This window comes from Bradyrhizobium sp. 149 (genome assembly GCF_023073915.1).
GTDB lineage: Bacteria > Pseudomonadota > Alphaproteobacteria > Rhizobiales > Xanthobacteraceae > Bradyrhizobium.
The window spans coordinates 194,845-214,146 of the sequence record NZ_JADPKK010000019.1 but is presented as its reverse complement, the minus strand read 5'-3'; the positions used below and the strand labels follow the sequence as shown (position 1 = coordinate 214,146).

Sequence of the window (19,302 nt, the reverse complement as noted above, 5' to 3'; positions counted from 1 at the left end):
GCAGCCCCCCGGCTGGCGCGGCCGTGCCATTCGCAACCGCCATTCCCGGTCGTCGCATCCGAGGGTAAGACTGGCGTCACGGGCGTGATCCGCGCCTGGCGGGCAGGCGACGTTGGAATGCGGTTTCTGAAATCTGACAGCAGGCTCATCGGGGTCTTGCTGGTGCTCGCGGTCACCCAGCTTGTTGGGTGGGGTACGATAGGTCTTCCCGCCATCGTCGGACGCGATCTTGCGGCCGATCTCGGCATGAGCCTGCCGGCGGTGTTCGCCGGGACGTCAGTTCTCTATGTGTCGATGGGGCTGTGCGCGCCCTGGCTCGCCAGGTCGTTTGCGCGGCACGGCGCACGAAAGGTCATGATTTCAGGCACGGTCCTCACCGTGCCGGGCTTCATACTGCTGTCCCTCGCGCGCGAGCCGATGCTCTATTTCGCGGCCTGGATCGTCCTCGGCATCGCCGGCAGCGCCACGCTTTCGACCGGCGCCTACATCATGCTGAACGAGGTCGCCGGGCGGCAGGCCAAGCACGCCATCGGCGCGCTCATGCTGGTGACGGGCCTGTCGAGCAGCATCTTCTGGCCGACCACCTCGTTCCTCAGCGGTCAGCTCGGCTGGCGCGCGATGTGCCTCGTCTATGCCGCCATGATGATCGTGATCAACCTTCCGCTCTATGCGTTCCTCGCACCGCGCCGAAAGATTGCCGGGGATGGTGGCGGTGAGCCGGTGAAGATTTCGCCGCCGCCTGCCATACCCAAGAGCACCTTCAGCCTCGTCGTCGCCGCGATCACGCTCAATGCCTTCGTCAATTTTGGCATAGGCGCGATCATGATCGAGTTGTTGAGGGCGGAGGGACTGGCCCCGGCCCAGGCGCTTGCGTTCGGCTCGATGCTGGGTGTGATCCAGGTCAGCGCGCGCGGGCTGGATTTTCTCGGCGGAGGGCGGTGGGACGGAATCACGACCGGGCTCGTCGCCGGCACGGCGCTCCCGGTCGCCATGCTGCTGCTGATGATGAGCGAGGGCGCGACCTGGGCGGTTGCGGCCTTCATCCTGCTCTATGGCGCCGGCAGCGGCGCGATGGCGGTGGCGCGGGCGACGATCCCGCTCGTGTTCTACGATCAGGCCGAGTTCGCCAAGGCGATGTCGATGATCGCGCTGCCGCTCAATCTTGCATCCGCGGTCTCGCCGCCGCTCCTTGTCGGTCTGCTCACCCAGTTCGGCAGCCGCGGCGCACTCGGTCTCACCTTCGTCTGCTCCTGCGCCACGGTCCTGATCCTGGTCCTGCTCGGCCGCCGGCGGCCGCAGGTGGCTGCGGCGGCCGCGACCTGACAATATTCGCACCGCGGAAATTGACCTCGCGGAGCGACCTGCGCTGGCGAGCGGCGGATGGACGTATGCCGCCAGTGCAGTGCTCAGACCGCCAAAATGGTGTATCCGCAGGAAGCCCGGCCGCGATCTCGCCGCCGCGCCAAGATCCAGTTCCCGGAGGAATTCGACATGTCGGCCCTGCCGCTTTCAGGCATCAAGATCCTTGACCTCACCCGCGTGCTCGCCGGGCCCTTGTCGGCCCAGATGCTGGGCGATCTCGGCGCGGAGGTGATCAAGATCGAGCGGCCGGGCACCGGCGACGACGCGCGCGCCTTCGGTCCGCCTTACCTGACCGACCCCGAGGGCAAGGCCAACAACAACAACTCGTTTTACCTCTGCGCCAACCGCAACAAGAAGTCGGTCACGGTCAACATCGCCAAGTCCGAGGGGCAGGCGATCATCCGCGAACTCGCCAAGGACGTCGACGTCTTCATGGAGAACTACAAGGTCGGCGATCTCAAGCGCTACGGCCTCGACTACGAGACGATCAAGGCGATCAATCCCGGCATCGTCTATTGCTCGGTGACCGGTTTCGGCCAGACCGGCCCGTACGCGCCGCGCGCCGGATATGACGCCATCCTGCAGGCGATGGGCGGCCTGATGAGCGTCACGGGTCATATCGACGGCGAGCCCGGCGAAGGCCCGATGAAGGTCGGCCCGTCGATCGTCGACTACATGACCGGCATGAACACCTCGATCGGGATTCTCTCGGCGCTCTACCATCGCGACGCCAATGACGGCGTCGGACAGCACATCGACGTCTGCCTGTTCGACACCGTCATCGCATCGTTGTCGCACTGGCTGCAGATCTACCTCGTCAACGGCAAGACGCCGCCGCGCCGCGGCACCTGGGGCAATGGCGGCATGCCCGCCGGCGTGTTCCGCTGCACCGACGGCGAGCTGATGCTGGTGGTCGGCAATGACGGCCAGTTCCAGCGCACCTGCGCGGTGCTCGGCGAGCCCGAGCTCGCCAGCGACAAGCGCTTCATCAAGAACAACGACCGCGTCGTGCACGGCAAGGAGATCATGGCGATCTTCGCCGGACTGTTCCTGAAGCAGCCGGTGGCCTACTGGCTGGACAAGCTGGCGGAGGCCGGCGTGCCGTCAGGACCGATCAACAATTTCGAGCAGGTGTTTTCCGATCCGCACGTCCAGTCGCGTGGCATGCGGGTGAAGGTCGACCATCCCTTCCAGCCTGATCTTTCGCTGATCCGCAATGCGCTGACGCTCTCGGAAACCCCGATCAAGGATTACCGCGCCCCGCCGCTGCTGGGTGAGCACACCCAGGAGGTGCTCGGCGGCAAGCTTGGCTATGATGCCGGCAAGATCGAGGCGCTGAAGCAGCAGGGTATTATCTAGCTGGCTCGTAGACGAGCAAGGGACGGCACGCATGACCCCCACCAAAACCATCGTCACCTGCGCCATCACGGGCAACCTCACAAAGCCCGAGCAGTCGCCCTATCTGCCGATCACGCCCGAGCAGATCGCGACGTCGGCGCTGGAAGCGGCCGAAGCCGGCGCCGCCATCGCCCATATCCACGTCCGCGATCCCGCGACGGGGCGACCTTCGATGTCGATCGACCTCTATCGCGAGGTGGTGGAGTTGATCCGCGCCCGCAACAGCAGCCTGGTCATCAACCTGACGACCGGCCCCGGCGGACGGTTTGTTCCTTCCATCGAGGATCCCCGCGTCGCCGGGCCCGGCACCACGCTGCTTCCGCCCGAAAAGCGCGTCGAGCATATCGAGCTGCTCAAGCCCGACATCTGCACGCTCGACCTCAACACCATGAATTCCGGCGGCGAGGTCGTGATCAACACCCCGCGCAACGTCCGCATCATGGCCGAGCGGATGAAGGCGGCCGGCGTGCTGCCGGAGATCGAGCTGTTCGATTCCGGCGACTGCCATCTCGCCCGCGACCTCCTCGCCGACGGCACGTTGAAGGGACCGGGCCTGTTCTCGCTCGTGCTCGGCGTTAAATACGGCTTCTCCGCCACGCCCGAGACGATGTTCTATGCCCGCAGCCTGTTGCCGCCGGGTGCGATCTGGTCCGGCTTCGGTATCGGCCGCGCCGAATTTCCGATGGTGGCGCAGGCCTATGTGCTCGGCGGCCACGTCCGCGTCGGCATGGAGGACAATCTCTATATGTCCAAAGGCGTGCTGGCGAAGACCAATGCCGAGCTGGTCGCGCATGCCGCCGGCATCCTGAAGAGCCTGGGGGCGAACGTCGCGACTGCCAGCGAAGCACGCGCGATGCTGGGGCTGGCGTGAGGCTTGCAGGCAATCCCCAGATAATCCCGGTCCGTACTCACACAGGCTTCCGCTTCGGGCGCGACTCAGATTCGATCCGTCCACTCAGTCCGGGAGGGAACGAATGTCCTACACGATCGGGTTTCAGGCCAAGAACCAGAAGGCAATCCTGGCGACCGAGGCAGCAACGGCCAATCAGGCTGTCGCGATCATTGCCGCGCTGCGGCAAAGCGCCGACGAAATAAAGTTCATCCGCTCGCCTCAGGAAGGCGACATGGGCATCGAGATGCTGCTTCTGCTCGCCAAGGAAGAGGCCGAGGAGATGCCGCAGCACGCCTAGGCGGTTCGGCGGGCAAACTTCGATCAGAAGCGAAGCATGACGGCTGCAAGATGATGTAGCAAGCCGTCATCTCGCTTGAACCGAAGGTGGCCGCTCCATGAGACGCGAAATGAAACGCGAAGCGCTCCGCGTCGAACCGATCTCGACATTCCTCGATCGCTGGAAGGCGCCGGTCTCGCCGGTCACGCGCGCCGGCAGCATGATCTTCGTCGCCGGCCTGCCGCCGTTCGACCCGGAGACGGGCGAGATCGCGGGAGTGCCGATCGAGCGGCAGAGCGAGCTGGTCATGGAGCAGATGAAGCTATGCCTTCAGACGGCGGGCGCGAGCCTCGACAATGTCATGAAGTGCAATGTCTACTGTACCTCGACAAAACACTTCGCTGCGTTCAACGCCGTCTATGCGCGCTATTTCCCGCAGGATCCTCCGGCGCGGATCTTCGTCTGCACGCCGGAATGGTTCGGCCCCTTCGACGTCGAGATCGACTGCATCGCGATGATGTGAGGTTTCAGCGCGCCGCCACCCTGGACGGCGCCTTCGTCGCCGGCCGTCCCGCCGTCAGCGCCATCGTCGCTACGCTGACGACGCGCGCGACCACGTCTTCGACGTCGTCGAGGTCGCATTTGCCTTCCGACAGCTTCGTCAGCCGCTCGCTCTCGCGGATGGTGTGGTGCGCCATCGCGAGTGCGAAATTCAGGCCCCAATAGATATCGACGTCGCTGCGGTCGGGCAGGGCGCGGCGCATCGCGCCGGCGAATTTCCGCAAATGGTCGATCTCGCGGTTCTTGATGCGGCGGATCGGCGGCACGGATTCGATCGAGGCGCGGATCATGAAGCGCGCCGCAGTGGAGCGCTGGTTCTCGGGGCCAAGGCAACCGCGCAGCGTCGGGCCGACCAGCGCATGCAGGATCACCTCGATCGGCGCGCGGCCACCACCTTGCTCCTCCGCCGCTTTCAGTTCGCGCAAACGCTCGCGGTTGGTGGCGATCGAGCGTGTCACGAACAGCTCCGCGATCAGTTCGTCCTTCGAGCCGAAATGATAGTTCACCGCCGCCAGATTGACATTGGCCTCCGCGACGATGTCGCGCAGCGTGACGTCGCCGAACCCGCGATCGGCATAGAGCCGTTCGGCGGCGGCGAGAATGGCAGTCCGGGTATGATCGCTGGCCATGGGAGCCCCTCGGGGAGGGAGTTGCAATTCAAACAGTTGTATGAAACTATCGTTTGACGGCCGGGAAAGTCAATCCGCAATCGGGACTCGTTCGCAAGCTTGCCGACCTGGTTCCGAAGCGTCCGCAAGCCGCGCATTCGCGCTTGCGGGGTCGCGTGCAGCGGGAGGACAGTCCGGCGCAAAACAGGCTTTCAACAGAGACCGAGGAGCGTCCCATGGATTTCGATCTGTCACCGAAGCAGAAGGAATGGCTCGACCGCGTGCAGTCGTTCATGACCAAGCACGTGCGCCCGGCGGTCCCGGTCTATGATGAGCAGGACAAGGCCGGCGAGCGCTGGAAGGTCATTCCGATCTTGGAAGACCTCAAGAAGAAGGCGAAGGCCGAAGGCCTCTGGAACATGTTCATGCCGCCCAACGAGCATGAGGACGACGAATTCCGCGGTGCGGGACTGACCAATCTGGAGTACGCGCTGCTCTCCGAGCAGATGGGCCACATCTCCTGGGCTTCGGAAGTCTTCAACTGTTCCGCGCCCGACACCGGCAACATGGAAGTGTTCATGCGCTACGGCTCCAAGGAGCAAAAGCGCAAATGGCTGCGCCCGTTGATGGACGGCGAAATCCGCTCCGCCTTCCTGATGACGGAACCGGCGGTGGCCTCGTCTGATGCCACCAATATCGAAACCAGCATCGTGAAAGACGGCGACCATTACGTCATCAACGGCCGCAAATGGTGGTCGTCCGGCGTCGGCGATCCCCGCTGCAAGATCGCGATCCTGATGGGCAAGACCGATTTCAAGGCGGCCAAGCACCAGCAGCAGTCGCAGATCCTGGTGCCGCTCGACACCCCCGGCATCAAGGTCGAGAAGATGCTGCCGGTGTTCGGCTTCGATGACGCGCCCCATGGTCACGCCCAGGTGCTGCTCGAGAACGTCCGCGTGCCCAAGGAGAACATCCTGCTCGGCGAAGGCCGCGGCTTCGAGATCGCGCAGGGCCGCCTCGGTCCCGGCCGTATCCATCACTGCATGCGAACCATCGGCAAGGCCGAGGAGGCGCTGGAGAAAATGGTGAAGCGGCTCACCTCGCGCACCGCCTTCGGCAAGCGGATCGTCGAGCATTCGGTGTGGGAGCAGCGCATCGGCGAGGCCCGCACCAATATCGAGATGACGCGGCTCTTGTGCCTCAAGGCCGCGGACATGATGGACAAGGTCGGCAACAAGACCGCGCAGGCCGAGATCGCCATGATCAAGGTTGCAGCGCCCAACATGGCACTGAAGATCATCGACGAGGCCATCCAGGCGTTCGGTGGTGCAGGCGTGTCCGACGAAGCTGGCCTTGCCAAGGATTACGCCCACATCCGCACGCTGCGTCTCGCAGACGGCCCGGACGAGGTGCACAACCGCGCCATTGCCAGGATTGAAGTTCGGAAGTATGCAAACTCTTCCAGTCACTAGGAGGGAGAGCCGCGCGGCGCTCCCGACTTGAAGAAACGACAGGGCATGATCCGCTTTCGGTGACCGCTTGACGCAAGTGCGTCAGTGGTTACCGATTAGGATCGTGCTCGACCTGAAATGGTCAGGGCTGAAGAGGGAGCGTCACCGTGGCTGACGGCGTCAGGAAAGACGAAGAATTCTCGGGCACCAAGCCGGTCGAGGAGCGTCATCGTATCGACGAGATGCGGCTCGAAGCCTGGATGCGCGACAACGTCGAGGGCTATGAGGGACCGCTGGTCGTCCTGCAATTCAAGGGTGGCCAGTCCAATCCGACGTACCGGCTCGACACGCCGAACCGCTCCTACGTGATGCGCCGAAAACCGTTCGGCAAATTGTTGCCGTCGGCGCACGCGGTCGACCGCGAATACCGGGTGATCGCGGCGCTGGGAAAACAGGGCTTTCCGGTCGCGAAGGCCTATGCGCTGTGCCAGGACGACAGCATCATCGGTTCGGCCTTCTACATCATGTCGATGGAAGACGGCCGGGTGTTCTGGGACCCGACGCTGCCGAGCCAGACGCCAGAAGATCGTCGAAAGATCTTCACCAGCAAGATCGAGACGCTGGCAAAACTCCATATGTTCGATCCGACCGCGATCGGCCTTGGCGATTTCGGCAAGCCCGGCAATTATTTCGCGCGCCAGATCGATCGCTGGACCAAGCAGTACCGCGCGTCCGAGACCCAGACCATTCCGGAATTCGAGAAGGTCGCCGAATGGCTGCCGAAGACCGTGCCGGAGCAGGCGCGCATCTCGATCGTCCACGGCGACTATCGCCTCGACAATATGATTTTCCACGCGACGGAACCGCGCGTGCAGGCCGTGCTCGATTGGGAATTGTCGACGCTCGGCGATCCCATGGCCGACTTCACCTATCTGTTGATGCAGTGGGTCATGCCGGGCCTGGACGGCGCCGACCTCAAGGCGCTCAACATTCCGAGCGTGGAAGAGGCCGCGCAGATCTATTGCAACGTCACCAAGATGACGGTGCCCGACCTCAACTGGTATTTTGCCTACAACCTGTTCCGTCTCGCTGGCATCACCCAGGGCATCGCCGGCCGCGTCCGCGACGGCACCGCGGCGAATGCCAAGGCGCTGGAGTCCGCCAAGCGCACCGTGCCACTGTCGAAGGCATCTTGGGAATACGCGCAGAAGGCGGGGGCGGTTTAGGGATTACGAAGGCGCGGCCGTTGGCCGCGCCTTTTTGCTTGCGTTCCTCTCGTGTTCAGACACGGGACAGAATGACGAGAGAGATGACCGCATGATCGACTACACCACGCTCATCACCTACGTCCTCATCGTTCTCGGCTTTGTCTTCATTCCCGGACCGGCGACGCTCCTCACCGTGGCGCGCGCCGCGAGCTCTGGAACGAAGGTCGGTATCGCGACGGGCGCGGGAGTTGCGGCCGGCGACGTGGTCCACACCACCATGGCGATCGTCGGCCTCTCTGCGATCGTCGCAACTTCCGCGCTCCTGTTCAGCGTCGTCAAGTACGCAGGTGCGGGTTTCCTGATCTATCTCGGCATTCGCGCCATGCTCGACAAAACGCCGCTTCAGGTGAATGGCGGCGCGACCGCTATCAGCGCAGTGCCCGCATTCCGGCAGGCCATGCTGACCGAGGTGCTTAATCCGAAGACCGCGCTGTTCTTCCTTGCGTTCTTGCCGCAGTTCGTCCGGCCGGAACACGGCTCGACGACGCTGCAGCTCGCGCTCCTCGGCGCCGTCTTCGTGCTGCTTGGCCTCGTCAGCACGGTAGTGTTCGCCGTCGGCGCTGGCCGTCTCGGCAATTTGCTGCGCCGCCATCCAGCGGTCGTGAAATGGCAGGCCAAGGTGGTCGGGACCATCTACTGCGCGATTGGCGTGCGGCTGGCGTTGCAGGAGCGCTGAGGCGCACCGCTCATCCGTAGCCCGGATGCGGCACTGATGTTCGGGGCTGCAGGCCCGCACGTTGCTTCGCTCACGCGGGCCACGGGTGTCTCCGCATACCCCGTCATTGCGAGCGAAGCGAAGCAAATCCAGAGTGTCTCCGCGGTACGGTCTGGATTGCTTCGTCGCAAGAGCTCCTCGCAATGACGAGAAGGCGCTACGTCTTCACGCAATGCGCGATCAGCTTCTCCACGAACCCCGCGCATTTCTCCAGCTCCGCCATTTCAACGAACTCGTCCGGCGTATGCGCCTGCGCGATCGAGCCGGGGCCGATCACTACTGAGGGGATATCGGCCATGCTGGCGAACAGGCTCGCCTCGGTGCCGAAGGCGACCTTGGCGTGGTCATTGCGCCCCGCGAGGCTCTTGGCGAGCGTGACGATTGTCGCGTCGGCCTTGGTATCGAGCGCCGGATAGTCGAGGATCTCCTCGAAACCGATGCCGCATTCCGGATGCTGTTTCTTCATCGCGGGCTCGAGCTCGGCCTTCGCCCAGGCGACGATCGCATCCGTGACCTCGCGCGACTCGGTGATGCCGATGCCGCGGCATTCGAAATCCACCGTACAGTGATCGGGCACGATGTTCAGCGCGGCGCCACCATGCACGATGCTGGTGAGCAGCGTCGAGTGCGGGACGTCGTAGAGGCTGTCGTTTGATCGCGCGGCCGCGAGCTTCACAGCGCGGCGGCGGATCTCAGTGATCAGCTCGGCAGCGTATTCGATCGCATTGACGCCATCGGGCGCGATCGAGGAGTGGCGCGCGAGCCCCTTGAAGGTCGCGCGCACGCCGTGCTTGCCCTTGTGCCCGATGATGACCTTCATCTCGGTCGGCTCGCCGACAAAACAGCCGAGCGGCTTCACGCGTTTCTTCGCGACCTCGCCGAGCATCGGCCGCACGCCGACGCAGCCGATCTCCTCGTCATAGGAGATCGCCAAATGGATCGGGGTTGCGAGCTTCGCCTCCAGCATCTCCGGCACCATGGCAAGGCACACCGCGACAAAGCCCTTCATGTCGGTGGTGCCGCGGCCGTAGAGCTTGCCGTCGCGCTCGATCAGCTTGAACGGATCGTGGCTCCAGTCCTGGCCGATCACAGGCACGACGTCGGTATGTCCTGACAGCACAAGGCCGGGACGGTCCTCGGGACCGATCGTGACCCACAGGGAGGCCTTCTGTCCGGTCTCGTCGAGGATGCGCTCGCCCTTGACGCCGAGCGCGGCGAGATAGCTCTCGATATACGCGATCAGGGGCAGGTTGGAGCGATCGCTGATCGTGTCGAAGCCGACGAGGTCGGCGAGCAGCTTGCGGATACGGTCGGGTCTTGAACTTGGCATTTTTACGTTCTTGTCAGGAGGTGGGAAGCTGACGCAGCTTGCATGAACCATACCAATGTTGCGGGTGCCAGGGCAAACCAGCATAAGTCCAGCCGGGCTACGAGATCTTGCGTTGCCCGTCGGGCAAAACACCCAAATTGTCGGTCAACGCACACCATAAAAAATATTCCGCTTTACCGAAATTCGGAAACGGCGTATGTGTCGCCGCAACCCGGCCCAAGGAAGAGGGGCGTATCGCGATCGTCACGAACGCGGGCCGGACGGCGGTGGACGTGGGTCACATCGGCGCGAATGGTTTCGCAGGGCGGAGAGCCGTGAGCGAAGGCGTCGCGCGCACGACCGGTGTGATCGGCGTACGGCGAAATCGTGTGGTCCTGGCGCCCGGGGTCCGTGCGCCAAGTGTTGCGGTGATGTGGCGGCCCGACCGGGCACGCGCATCAGCCATCCGCAAGGCGACGGGGGCAATAGTGCATCGCTCCCCGGGGAGAGCACGACATAAGTCGTAAAACCACTGCGCAGGGAAGGCCGGATGTTGGGCTTCACCTGTATGCCGCTGTGCAATTTTGTTACGACAACTTCGCACAGTGGACCGCGGGTGCCAGCCGGCACCCGGTCTTCCCTGCGCCCTCTTTCAATTTCGAGGGTGAGACGACGAAGCAAAGCTCGGGCGAAGGCCGCGAGAGGGCGAAGCTGCGTCAGTGATAGAGATGCAAATTGAAACGCGACGCTGCGACCCACACACTCCGTCATTGCGAGCGCAGCGAAGCAATCCAGACTGCTCCCGCGGAAAGATTCTGGATTGCTTCGCTACGCTCGCAATGACGATGTTGATGCAGGTGCACGCTATCTCCCTAACCTCGTCCCGCCGGGCCGACACTGAGGGCGTAGCGGTGCAACCAAAGGCGGAAGCACTGTTGCTAAACCGGCTTCCCCGTATACGGCATCGACGCCGTCAATCCGCCGTCCACCGGGAATGCCTGGCCGTTAACATACGACGCCTCGTCGCTGGCCAAGAACAATCCCATCGCCGCGAGCTCGTGCGGCTGGCCCGGGCGCTTGAGCGGATTGAGCTGACCGATCTTGTCTTGGGTGCCGCGCTCCTTGGCGCGGTCGAAGATCGGTTTTGTCATTCCCGTTTCGATCAGGCCGGGGCACACCGCGTTGATGCGCACGCCGGTGCCGGTGAGCGAATAGGCGGTGGTCTGCACCAGGGAGATGACGCCGGCCTTGCTCGCGGCATAGGGATGACCACCGGCGCCGGCCTTGAGACCGGCGACGGACGCGGTCAGCACGATTGCGCCGGACTGCTGCTTCACCATGTGCGGCATCGCATGCTTTACCGAGAGAAACGGCCCGATCAGGTTGATCCGCAAAACCTCCTGCCATTGCTCGACGGTCTGCTCGCCGAGCGGAACGAGTCCGCCAGAGACGCCGGCATTGGCCCAGATCACGTCGAGCCGGCCGTGCGTCTTCACCGCCTTGTCGATCACGGCGATGACGTCCTTTTCGGAGCCCGCGTCCGCCATCATGGCTTCCGCGACACCGCCGGCCTGCTTCACTTCATCGACCGTCTCCTTCACCGCCTCGGTGCGATCGACCGCGATCAGCTTGGCGCCTTCCCTGGTGAACAGCAGCGCTGCCGCGCGGCCGATGCCGCTGCCGGCACCGGTGATGATGACGGATTTGCCTTGCAGACGGCCCATGCGTTTTCTCCCTTGGTTCGCACGCGACGCTTGCCGCGCGACGGAATTTCAAACAAGATTTGAAACGGTAAAGTGTCTTGAGACACGTTCGCTACTGACGTACAGCGACATCAAACGGGATGGAAGGGTTTCGATGGCAGGTGCAGACAAGCCCAAGGTGGTCACGACACGCTGGTGGTGGGTTCGTCACGCGCCCGTGCGGAATGACGGCGGCAATATCTACGGTCAGTCCGATATCGCCTGCGACACCGGCGATACCTACGTCTTCAGTGCTGTTGCCAAGGTGCTGCCACGCAAGGCGGTCTGGTATTCGAGCAATCTGATGCGCACGCACCAGACCGCCGAAGCGATCTGGGCGGCGGGCTTCCCGAGGCCTGCAGCGATGAAATGGGAGGCGGACCTCGCCGAACAAAACCTCGGCCGCTGGCAGGGCATGAACCGCGCCGAGTTCATCGCCAGCCGTCCCGTCGGCTCGAGCTGGTTTGCCGACATCAACGAGCCTGCGCCCGGCGGCGAAAGCTTCATGGATCTCTACAACCGCACCCGCCGCACCATCGAGCGGATCAACCTCGAGGCAGCCGGGCAGGACGTGATCGCGGTCGCCCATGGCGGCACCATCAAGGCCGCGCTCGGGCTGGCGCTGGACAATCAGCCGGAGCGGGGGCTCGCGTTCGATATCGACAATTGCTCGGTGACGCGACTGGATTATTTCGCAAGCCCTGAACGCAATGTCTGGCGGCTGCCGATGGTGAATCAGCAGCCGTGGATCGCGGACGACGCGCATGCGGCGATGCATCAGCCGGCGGGACCAGAAGTCAAGAAGCTCGCCTGAGTCGTTGCCCGCTGGCGCGAACGCAGCGTAAGCTCCAGGCCAATTCAAATCATAACTCTTGGGAGAGAAACATGACCTTGTTCGACATGAAGGGGAAAGTCGCCGTCATCACCGGCTCGACGCGCGGTATCGGGCTTGCGATCGCCGAGCGCATGGCCGAGCACGGCGCCAAGGTGGTGATCTCCTCGCGCAAGGCCGATGTTTGCGACCAGGTCGCGAAGTCCATCAACGACAAGTTCGGCAAGGGCACGGCGGTCGCGATCGCCGCCAACATCTCGTCGAAGGAAAACCTGCAAAACCTCATCGACGAGAGCAATCGCGCCTTCGGCAAGATCGACGTGCTGGTCTGCAACGCCGCATCGAACCCGTATTACGGTCCGCTCGCCGGCATCTCCGACGATCAGTTCAGGAAGATCCTGGACAACAACATCGTCGCCAACAACTGGCTAATCTCGATGGTGGTGCCGCAGATGATCGAGCGCAAGGACGGCTCGATCATCATCGTCTCCTCGATCGGCGGATTGAAAGGCTCGACTATCCTCGGCGCCTACGCGATCTCCAAGGCTGCCGACATGCAGCTCGCGCGCAATTTGGCCTGCGAATACGGCCCGCACAACATCCGCGTGAACTGCATCGCGCCCGGCCTGATCAAGACCGACTTTGCGAAAGCGCTGTGGGACAATCCGGAAAATTTGAAGGCTTCGACCGCACGCTCGCCACTGCTGCGCATCGGCATCCCCGACGAGATCGCGGGCGCAGCCGTGTTCCTGGGCTCGAAGGCCGGCGACTTCATGACCGGCCAGACCATGGTGATCGACGGGGGCGCGACGATCAGTTGAAGGTGCTCTCGTGTTCCGGCTCTGCGGTGCAGCACGAAGTGCTGCTCCGCAGAGGCGGGACCCAGAATGTCGCGAAGATCGAGATCGCCGAGGCATGGGCCCCGGCTCTGCGCAGCAACGCTAAGGGCGTTGCAGCGCGTCCGGGGCACGAAGTCTAATCCACGGCCGCGTACACCAGATCCCGCACCAGAGTCCGCGTATAATCGCGCTGTCCCGGGCCCTGGCTCATGAACACGACGAACAGATCCTCCTTCGGATCGATCCAGAAGAACGTCCCCGCAATGCCGCTCCAGAAATACTGGCCGACGCTGCCGGGGAAGGGCGCGATGCCGGCCTCGCGGCGCACCGCGAAGCCGAGGCCGAAGCCGTGTCCCAGCGAGAGCAGGGTACCGTTGGTCACGACGTTCGGCCCGAGATGATCGGAGGCCATCAGCTCCAGCGTCTTGCGGCCGATGATCCTGTTGCCGTCGAGGGTGCCGCCGTTGCGCAGCATCAGCGCGAAGCGGGCATAGTCCATGGTGGTGGAGACGAGGCCTCCGCCGCCGGATTCCATGATCGGCTGCTCGAGCATGTTGAACAGCGCGACCTTGTCGCCGGTCCAGGGATCGGCCGCGAACGGCTCGGCCAGCCGGCCGACATTGGCCTCGGCGGTCGAGAAACCGGTCTCGGCCATCTGCAAGGGCGCCAGAATGCGCTCGGAGAGGTACGCGCCGAGCGGCTTGCCGCTGACGATTTCGATGATGCGGCCGAGGATGTCTGTGGAGCGGCTGTAGTTGAACTCGTCGCCGGGATGGCAGACCAGCGGGAAGCTCGCCACCAGGGCTGCGTGCTCGGCATTGGTGATCTTGCGGCTGCGCACCCGCGAGTCCTGGTAGATCTTGTGCACGGGGCCGTCGCCCTGGTGCTCGTAGGTCAGGCCGGAGGTGTGGCGGAGCAGGTCCTGGACCGTCATCGGGCGTTTCGGCGGAACAAGCTCCAGCTTGCCGCCGCTGACCACGGCGACCTTCTGGTCGGCGAACTCCGGGATGAATTTCGCGACGGGATCGGCCAGGAGAAGGCGGCCGTCCTCGACCAGCGCCATGATGCCGACCGACACGATCGGCTTGGTCATCGAGAAGATGCGGAAGATCGAATCATGCGCCATCGGCGCCGCGCCCGTCGGGCTCTGCCTACCGAGCGCCTCGAACCAGCCGACCTGGCCGTGCCGTGCCACCAGCACGGTGACGCCCGGAATGGTTCCCTTGTCGATCTCGCGCTGGAAGGCGTCCGACATGGCCTGGAGGCGGGGGCGCGAGAGCCCGAGCGTCTCGGGGCGGGATTCCGGCAGAGGCGGGGTTTTCGGCGAATTTGACGGGCGATAGGTGGCTGTCGCAGAGGCTGTCGCAGTCATGGGCACTCCCGGTTGCTTATTATTGTTCGGAGCGGACTGTGGCCCAGAAGGCGCGGCACAAACAAGCGAGGCCAGCGCGCTTCACCGTTGCAATCCGGCCTTGCAATCCGGCCGCCCCCTGTGCTTCAAAGCGGCCTGATCCGCGCGGCGACGCAGGGTCCGTAGGAGTGTAGCTCAATTGGTAGAGCACCGGTCTCCAAAACCGGGGGTCGCAGGTTCGAGCCCTGCCACTCCTGCCAGATAATTCAGTGGCTTAAGCGGCTCCTTACTCGAACAGACGCCGAACTTGGACCCAATCGGGACCCAAACGGCTCAGGACCCGAAAATCCCGGCAGAGATAGAGTTGATCACGGACGCGACTGACGTGTCGGCCGTCTGCTTGCGCTTGCGCTTGGCGTAGTTCCTCAGCAGCACCGCCGGGTCGTCGCCGATCCGCTCGGCCACCGTGTGCACCGGCACGCCCTTGTCCAGGAGCAGGGTGGCGTGTGTGCCGCGCAGGTGGTGAAACTCGAACCCGACGAAGCCGAGCGGATCCGCGCCGCGGCGGAATTGCTTCGAGAAGGCGCTCGGGTCGCAGGGGTTGGCAAAGTCGAAGTCCCGGCCGGCCGCTGGGGAGGCTGGGAAGATCAGGGCGTCATCTGGCAGCCGGACGAGGCTCAGATCGACGACTGCGCCATCGGGGATGCCGGCCAAGACGCGCTGATGCTTCTCCCGTTCGTCCAGCAGGAGAGCGACCGTTCCATCGTCCAGGGCGATCGTACGCTTTCCTCGCCACGTCTTGGGCGATTTGTAGCGAACCCCGAACTTCTTGGTCACCTCCAGGGCACGTTCGACCCTCAGTGTCTTTGCGACGGGATCAAAGTCTGTCCAACGGAAAGCCAGCAATTCGTTGCGCCGGACGCCGGTGGAGGCGTCCACTGCGACCGGGACATACAGCGTCGCTGATTGCTTGAAGCCGTTCACCAGCGTTTTGAGATCGGGCTCGTCGAGGGCCAGGCCGTGATCGCTCTCGCCAGCCGACGGCAACTGCTCGATCCGAGTCATGGGATTGCTCGCCAGCATGCCCTTGCGCTCGGCCGTGGACAGCGACGAGTTGAAGCAGCGATGCACATGATTGACCGTCATCGGTGCGAGCTTCTGCTCGAGCTCGCCATAGGGCTTATCGATCTCCGTCGCCTTGAGCTTCTGCAGAAGCTTATCCCCAAGTTTCGGCTTCACGTGGACCCGCAGCAGTTCCTCGTAACGTTCGAGCGTGCGCTGTCCGACCTTCTGTTTTTTCCGCCCAGGCGCGCCGGCGGCGAGCCACTGATCAATCCATTGGCCGACCGTGATCTTGCTCGGGTCGACGTGCTCGCCGGTGTCCACCGCGGTGGTAAGCGCTCTCAATTCTTTCCGTGCCTCGGCTTTCGTGCCGCGGAAAGTCTTCGTGTGCCGCTTGCCGTTAGCGCGCCAGCGCAGCCGGAAGATGTTCTCGCCGCGCTCATCGATGCCGCCTTCGCCGTGCCCCCGCTTAGTCATTGCCTTCAACTCCTCTGCTTTTTTGTAACTTCACAATTTCCTTCAAGGTCTGCTCCTGCGCCTCGCGAACTTTGCCGCGACTCGCGTCATCAGGCGTGGTGAGAACCATGTCGGCGAGCGCGATACCGAGTTGATCGGCATCGTTGATCGGCTGCGAAGCGTGCGCGCGCACATTGAACGGCGTCACAGGTACTTCTGTCATCAGATTGTCGTTGTACCCAGAAGGACGCCATTTCGAGAGAGCGCGGACAAACATCCTGCGAAACACTCGATGGGCGCCGCCGTCGTCGTGCCACTTCGCGCCGAGCTCCGTCTCGGCTTCTGCTGCCAGCTTGGGAATGAGAGACGCGAGCTCGCGGGTTTGCTCGTCAAAGACGTCGGCGTCGAGAGAACGCTCCAGGCGCTCCCTGATCTCTTCCGACATAGGTCGCCCCGATTTCGTGCTGGCCGCTTCAAGCTTGGCCCGGAGATCGTCACCCAGTGTGATTTTGTATTGTTGTCGCATTTTTCCACAGATCCTCCATGTCCCTTGACCTGAGACCTCAAATCATATCCGACTGAGGCCTCATACTTAATGGTATCTGACCTAACAAAGCTTACGGGTTAGGTCAACAGGACCGGACAGGACATGACGAAGGATCTTGCGGAAGCGGCGGGTCAGGGGCCGATCTACAATTTAGACCTAGCCGGCCGAAGCACGCTGACGATTGAGGAAGCGGGCGTGCGAGTGCTCGGCTTGTCCCGAGACGCATCTTACAAGGCGGCAAAAAGCGGGGACCTTCCGACCATTCGGGTGGGTCGGCGTCTCCTCGTGCCGCGAGCTGCCCTCGAAAAGCTCTTGGCTTCAGCCTGAGGCGCTGCCGTGGCAAAGCACCCCGAGCTCGCCGAGCCGGTCGTCGTCGACCGCTTCTTTTCAAATCGTCGCAAGGACGTGATCACCACGACCCTGCAGACGTTCAAGGGCCATGTGCTCGTTGATCTCAGGAAGCATGTTCACGACAAAGAAGGGAAGATCCATCCAACCACCAAGGGCATCACCATGAAGGTGACGCGGTTGCTGGATTTACAAAACGCCATCAACAAGGCGCTGGCAAAAGCCCAGGAGCTCGGCCTCCTTGACGGGGGCGATACCGAATGACCGCTCCGGCACCAATCAATATCCTAACAGCCTGCGCTGAGAAGTACGCCCTGTGCTGCGTGTCGGGCGAAATGGAAATCCAGTGGTCCGTCGATGTACTTCAAGCTTTCGCCGAGCAACGCGGCCTCGTCGTCGAGCTTGGGCAGGACAAAATCCAAGATGTCATCGCGGCCGCTTTCATCTGGGCGCGAGCGCTGGCCGCTACGGACGAAGCGGAGGCCGCGGATTCACCGTCGGACTATGCCAATCAGCTTTTGATGCAGTGGGAGCTGGACGATCCGCGCGACCGCTGGCGGTGGACAGGCGAACTGCCGCCGGTGCAGCAGACGGTGGTCGTCCAGAGGCCCGTGCACCGCCTGCCCCAGGCAACGGTGGACGCCTTCCAATTCGTGCTGAGCCTCGGCGATCCGGATCGGCTTACGGCTTGGCTGCGGAATCACCCGGATGATGCGACCGCGCTGCTTGACACGGTGGAGGCTGCTTGATGTTCACCGCCGCAAACCGGGAGATGGCCCTTCGGGTTTTTGAGGATCTCGGGATTAGAAGCCCGTCGTCGCCACCAGATGACGAGCCGCCACCCGTCGAGTCGTTTGACGCGTACGAGACCACCGCATTAGTTGAACACGCCGTGGAAGCCTTGCCCCAGGAGCAAAAGCCCGCAGCGAAGCTGCCATGGCTCAATATGTCCGAGTGGGATGGCAGGCCTATCCCCGAGCGTCAGTGGGCAATCCGTGACCGGGTGCCCTTGAAGCAGGCCGGCCTGTTTTCCGGTGAAGGCGGCACCGGCAAGAGCATCATCGAGCTCATGAAGAATGTGGCTCATGTCACCGCTAAGGACTGGCTGGGAACAGTTCCTGAGCCGGGTCCAGCGTTCTACCTCGGCGCTGAGGACGATAAGGATGAGATCCACATCCGCCTCGCCGCGATCGCCCAGCACTACGGCGTCACCTTCAAGGACCTGATCGGCGGCGGGCTGCATGTACTCCCGCTGCTCGGGCAAGACGCAACGCTCGTCGCCGCGACCAAGGGCGGCACGGTGGAGGTCACCGGCCTCTATCGCCAGCTCTTCGAGGCAGCCGGCGACATCAAGCCCAAGAACATCTCGATCGACACGCTCTCGCGCGCCTTCTCCGGCAACGAGATCGACCGCGTCCAGGTCTACGCCTTCGCAATGCACATGCAGGCTCTCGCGAAGGTCGCCGACGGCTCCGTGACCGTTCTCAGCCATCCCAGTCTCCAGGGGATAAATTCAGGCTCTGGGCTGTCGGGCTCCACGGCCTGGCACGGAGCCTTTCGGTTCCGACAGTACCTCAAGGCGGCGAAGAGCGACGACGGCGAGCAGGTGAACAACGACCTCCGGGAGCTCGAATTCAAGAAAAACCAGTACGGCCCCCGCGGCGAGACCATCGTGCTGCGCTATCAGCGCGGGCTGTTCCTCCCGGAGGGTGGCGTTTCGAGCCTCGACAAGCTGGCGCGCGAAGCCAAGGTCAACGAGACGTTCCTCGAGCTGCTCCATCGGTTCGCCGGCCAAGGCCGCAACGTGAGCGCAACACCGACCGCGCCCAACTATGCACCCACGGCGTTCGCCGACGACCCCGACGCCAAGCGACACGGCTTCCGCAAGGCCGACATGAAGGACGCCATGGCGCGCCTGTTCAGCGCCGGCAAGGTCCACATCGAGAACTACGGCCGCCCATCTCGCCCCGCTTCGCGACTGACGGTGAAGCCATGATCCGCGCCGTGCAGCTACCGTGTTGCTCGGGTGTAGCTATGTGCAGCTACCCGTGTAGCCCACTCCTCTGCCTAGCCATAGGCAAGCTGCACGCCTGCACGCGTGCTGCACGCTCGCCTCACGGCATAGGCAGTTGCAGGACGAGAAAAGCACCTCGTTATCGGCATGCATGTCGTAACGCCGAGATCAAGGTCGCTCGACGGTGCATTATGCGCTCGCCTGGCTGCGCGAGTAACTCGTTACGGAGCGTGTCTGGGTCCAACGTTGGGTCCAACAGCTTCGTTCGAC

Annotated in this window: 19 protein-coding genes and 1 tRNA gene; 14 read left to right on the top strand and 6 right to left on the bottom strand. The window is 63.4% G+C overall.

Annotated features, from left to right (window positions below):
• The first annotated feature begins 117 nt into the window (after positions 1-117).
• The 5 genes from IVA88_RS12635 to IVA88_RS12615 all read left to right on the top strand — a co-directional run bounded on the left by IVA88_RS12635 (position 118) and on the right by IVA88_RS12615 (position 4,452).
• Positions 118-1,323, top strand: a complete 1,206-nt coding sequence (locus IVA88_RS12635; protein ID WP_247497584.1) for an MFS transporter — start codon at positions 118-120, stop codon at positions 1,321-1,323.
• 168 nt (positions 1,324-1,491) lie between these two features.
• Positions 1,492-2,721, top strand: coding sequence for a CaiB/BaiF CoA-transferase family protein (locus IVA88_RS12630; protein WP_247497583.1), 1,230 nt, complete (start codon positions 1,492-1,494; stop codon positions 2,719-2,721).
• Between the two features lie 31 nt (positions 2,722-2,752).
• On the top strand, positions 2,753-3,631 hold the full coding sequence (locus IVA88_RS12625) for a 3-keto-5-aminohexanoate cleavage protein (protein WP_247497582.1): 879 nt from the start codon (positions 2,753-2,755) through the stop codon (positions 3,629-3,631).
• Positions 3,632-3,734: 103 nt separating this feature from the next.
• On the top strand, positions 3,735-3,950 hold the full coding sequence (locus tag IVA88_RS12620) for a hypothetical protein (RefSeq protein ID WP_018457601.1): 216 nt from the start codon (positions 3,735-3,737) through the stop codon (positions 3,948-3,950).
• A gap of 109 nt (positions 3,951-4,059) precedes the next feature.
• Entirely contained in the window at positions 4,060-4,452 is a 393-nt protein-coding gene (locus tag IVA88_RS12615) for a RidA family protein (protein ID WP_247497581.1), read from the top strand.
• 4 nt (positions 4,453-4,456) lie between these two features.
• Here the strand turns inward: IVA88_RS12615 and IVA88_RS12610 are convergent, their stop codons facing one another.
• A complete protein-coding gene (locus tag IVA88_RS12610; RefSeq protein WP_247497580.1) occupies positions 4,457-5,119 on the bottom strand; it encodes a TetR/AcrR family transcriptional regulator in 663 nt (220 codons plus the stop codon).
• 215 nt (positions 5,120-5,334) lie between these two features.
• Here IVA88_RS12610 and IVA88_RS12605 point away from each other — a divergent pair, with 215 nt between their 5' ends.
• From IVA88_RS12605 to IVA88_RS12595, 3 genes are all read left to right on the top strand, one after another.
• Positions 5,335-6,570 carry an acyl-CoA dehydrogenase family protein gene (locus IVA88_RS12605; protein ID WP_247497579.1) on the top strand — a complete coding sequence of 412 codons (1,236 nt, stop codon included), beginning with the start codon at positions 5,335-5,337 and terminating at the stop codon, positions 6,568-6,570.
• A 146-nt stretch (positions 6,571-6,716) separates the two neighbouring features.
• Positions 6,717-7,775: a phosphotransferase family protein gene (locus IVA88_RS12600; RefSeq protein WP_247497578.1), complete on the top strand. Its 1,059-nt coding sequence runs from the start codon at positions 6,717-6,719 to the stop codon at positions 7,773-7,775.
• Between the two features lie 91 nt (positions 7,776-7,866).
• Complete coding sequence (locus IVA88_RS12595; RefSeq protein WP_247497577.1) at positions 7,867-8,493, top strand: LysE family translocator; 627 nt, start codon at positions 7,867-7,869, stop codon at positions 8,491-8,493.
• A 196-nt stretch (positions 8,494-8,689) separates the two neighbouring features.
• On the opposite strand, the gene argE is transcribed toward IVA88_RS12595, so the two are convergent.
• Together argE and IVA88_RS12585 are read right to left on the bottom strand one after the other, a co-directional pair.
• Positions 8,690-9,862, bottom strand: a complete 1,173-nt coding sequence (argE, locus tag IVA88_RS12590; RefSeq protein WP_247497576.1) for an acetylornithine deacetylase — start codon at positions 9,860-9,862, stop codon at positions 8,690-8,692.
• A 917-nt stretch (positions 9,863-10,779) separates the two neighbouring features.
• Positions 10,780-11,565 carry an SDR family oxidoreductase gene (locus IVA88_RS12585; protein ID WP_247497575.1) on the bottom strand — a complete coding sequence of 262 codons (786 nt, stop codon included), beginning with the start codon at positions 11,563-11,565 and terminating at the stop codon, positions 10,780-10,782.
• A 133-nt stretch (positions 11,566-11,698) separates the two neighbouring features.
• Here IVA88_RS12585 and IVA88_RS12580 point away from each other — a divergent pair, with 133 nt between their 5' ends.
• The gene (locus tag IVA88_RS12580; protein ID WP_247497574.1) at positions 11,699-12,397 is read left to right on the top strand and encodes a histidine phosphatase family protein; all 699 of its coding nucleotides are present in this window, start codon (positions 11,699-11,701) and stop codon (positions 12,395-12,397) included.
• 71 nt (positions 12,398-12,468) lie between these two features.
• Positions 12,469-13,236 carry an SDR family oxidoreductase gene (locus IVA88_RS12575; RefSeq protein WP_085395575.1) on the top strand — a complete coding sequence of 256 codons (768 nt, stop codon included), beginning with the start codon at positions 12,469-12,471 and terminating at the stop codon, positions 13,234-13,236.
• A 154-nt stretch (positions 13,237-13,390) separates the two neighbouring features.
• Here IVA88_RS12575 and IVA88_RS12570 read toward each other — a convergent pair whose 3' ends face one another.
• Complete coding sequence (locus IVA88_RS12570; protein WP_247497573.1) at positions 13,391-14,626, bottom strand: serine hydrolase domain-containing protein; 1,236 nt, start codon at positions 14,624-14,626, stop codon at positions 13,391-13,393.
• Between the two features lie 163 nt (positions 14,627-14,789).
• Here IVA88_RS12570 and IVA88_RS12565 point away from each other — a divergent pair.
• Positions 14,790-14,865: transfer RNA gene (locus IVA88_RS12565), tRNA-Trp, on the top strand.
• A gap of 73 nt (positions 14,866-14,938) precedes the next feature.
• Here the strand turns inward: IVA88_RS12565 and IVA88_RS12560 are convergent.
• Positions 14,939-16,144, bottom strand: a complete 1,206-nt coding sequence (locus IVA88_RS12560) for a site-specific integrase (RefSeq protein WP_247497572.1) — start codon at positions 16,142-16,144, stop codon at positions 14,939-14,941.
• Positions 16,137-16,649 (bottom strand): hypothetical protein, encoded by a 513-nt coding sequence (locus tag IVA88_RS12555; protein WP_247497571.1) that lies wholly within the window; start codon positions 16,647-16,649, stop codon positions 16,137-16,139. Before IVA88_RS12555 ends, IVA88_RS12560 begins: the two co-directional genes overlap by 8 nt.
• A gap of 357 nt (positions 16,650-17,006) precedes the next feature.
• Here IVA88_RS12555 and IVA88_RS12550 point away from each other — a divergent pair, with 357 nt between their 5' ends.
• Genes IVA88_RS12550 through IVA88_RS12540 form a run of 3 tightly spaced genes read left to right on the top strand, consistent with a single transcriptional unit; the run spans position 17,007 to position 19,014 of the window.
• The gene (locus tag IVA88_RS12550) at positions 17,007-17,282 is read left to right on the top strand and encodes a transcriptional coactivator p15/PC4 family protein (protein WP_247497570.1); all 276 of its coding nucleotides are present in this window, start codon (positions 17,007-17,009) and stop codon (positions 17,280-17,282) included.
• Complete coding sequence (locus tag IVA88_RS12545; protein WP_247497569.1) at positions 17,279-17,767, top strand: hypothetical protein; 489 nt, start codon at positions 17,279-17,281, stop codon at positions 17,765-17,767. The genes IVA88_RS12550 and IVA88_RS12545 overlap by 4 nt, the downstream gene beginning before the upstream one ends.
• Entirely contained in the window at positions 17,767-19,014 is a 1,248-nt protein-coding gene (locus tag IVA88_RS12540; protein ID WP_247497568.1) for an AAA family ATPase, read from the top strand. The genes IVA88_RS12545 and IVA88_RS12540 overlap by 1 nt, the downstream gene beginning before the upstream one ends.
• Positions 19,015-19,302 lie beyond the last annotated feature (288 nt).

What these genes read in the sequence shown, in the direction of transcription:
- IVA88_RS12575 (WP_085395575.1), top strand. Translation starts at nt 12,469, where the DNA reads ATGACCTTGTTCGACATGAAGGGGAAAGTCGCCGTCATCACCGGCTCG.
- IVA88_RS12595 (WP_247497577.1), top strand. Translation starts at nt 7,867, where the DNA reads ATGATCGACTACACCACGCTCATCACCTACGTCCTCATCGTTCTCGGC.
- argE (WP_247497576.1), bottom strand. Translation starts at nt 9,862, where the DNA reads ATGCCAAGTTCAAGACCCGACCGTATCCGCAAGCTGCTCGCCGACCTC.
- IVA88_RS12635 (WP_247497584.1), top strand. Translation starts at nt 118, where the DNA reads ATGCGGTTTCTGAAATCTGACAGCAGGCTCATCGGGGTCTTGCTGGTG.
- IVA88_RS12610 (WP_247497580.1), bottom strand. Translation starts at nt 5,119, where the DNA reads ATGGCCAGCGATCATACCCGGACTGCCATTCTCGCCGCCGCCGAACGG.
- IVA88_RS12620 (WP_018457601.1), top strand. Translation starts at nt 3,735, where the DNA reads ATGTCCTACACGATCGGGTTTCAGGCCAAGAACCAGAAGGCAATCCTG.
- IVA88_RS12585 (WP_247497575.1), bottom strand. Translation starts at nt 11,565, where the DNA reads ATGGGCCGTCTGCAAGGCAAATCCGTCATCATCACCGGTGCCGGCAGC.
- IVA88_RS12540 (WP_247497568.1), top strand. Translation starts at nt 17,767, where the DNA reads ATGTTCACCGCCGCAAACCGGGAGATGGCCCTTCGGGTTTTTGAGGAT.
- IVA88_RS12615 (WP_247497581.1), top strand. Translation starts at nt 4,060, where the DNA reads ATGAAACGCGAAGCGCTCCGCGTCGAACCGATCTCGACATTCCTCGAT.
- IVA88_RS12555 (WP_247497571.1), bottom strand. Translation starts at nt 16,649, where the DNA reads ATGCGACAACAATACAAAATCACACTGGGTGACGATCTCCGGGCCAAG.
- IVA88_RS12560 (WP_247497572.1), bottom strand. Translation starts at nt 16,144, where the DNA reads ATGACTAAGCGGGGGCACGGCGAAGGCGGCATCGATGAGCGCGGCGAG.
- IVA88_RS12570 (WP_247497573.1), bottom strand. Translation starts at nt 14,626, where the DNA reads ATGACTGCGACAGCCTCTGCGACAGCCACCTATCGCCCGTCAAATTCG.
- IVA88_RS12625 (WP_247497582.1), top strand. Translation starts at nt 2,753, where the DNA reads ATGACCCCCACCAAAACCATCGTCACCTGCGCCATCACGGGCAACCTC.
- IVA88_RS12545 (WP_247497569.1), top strand. Translation starts at nt 17,279, where the DNA reads ATGACCGCTCCGGCACCAATCAATATCCTAACAGCCTGCGCTGAGAAG.
- IVA88_RS12630 (WP_247497583.1), top strand. Translation starts at nt 1,492, where the DNA reads ATGTCGGCCCTGCCGCTTTCAGGCATCAAGATCCTTGACCTCACCCGC.
- IVA88_RS12605 (WP_247497579.1), top strand. Translation starts at nt 5,335, where the DNA reads ATGGATTTCGATCTGTCACCGAAGCAGAAGGAATGGCTCGACCGCGTG.
- IVA88_RS12580 (WP_247497574.1), top strand. Translation starts at nt 11,699, where the DNA reads ATGGCAGGTGCAGACAAGCCCAAGGTGGTCACGACACGCTGGTGGTGG.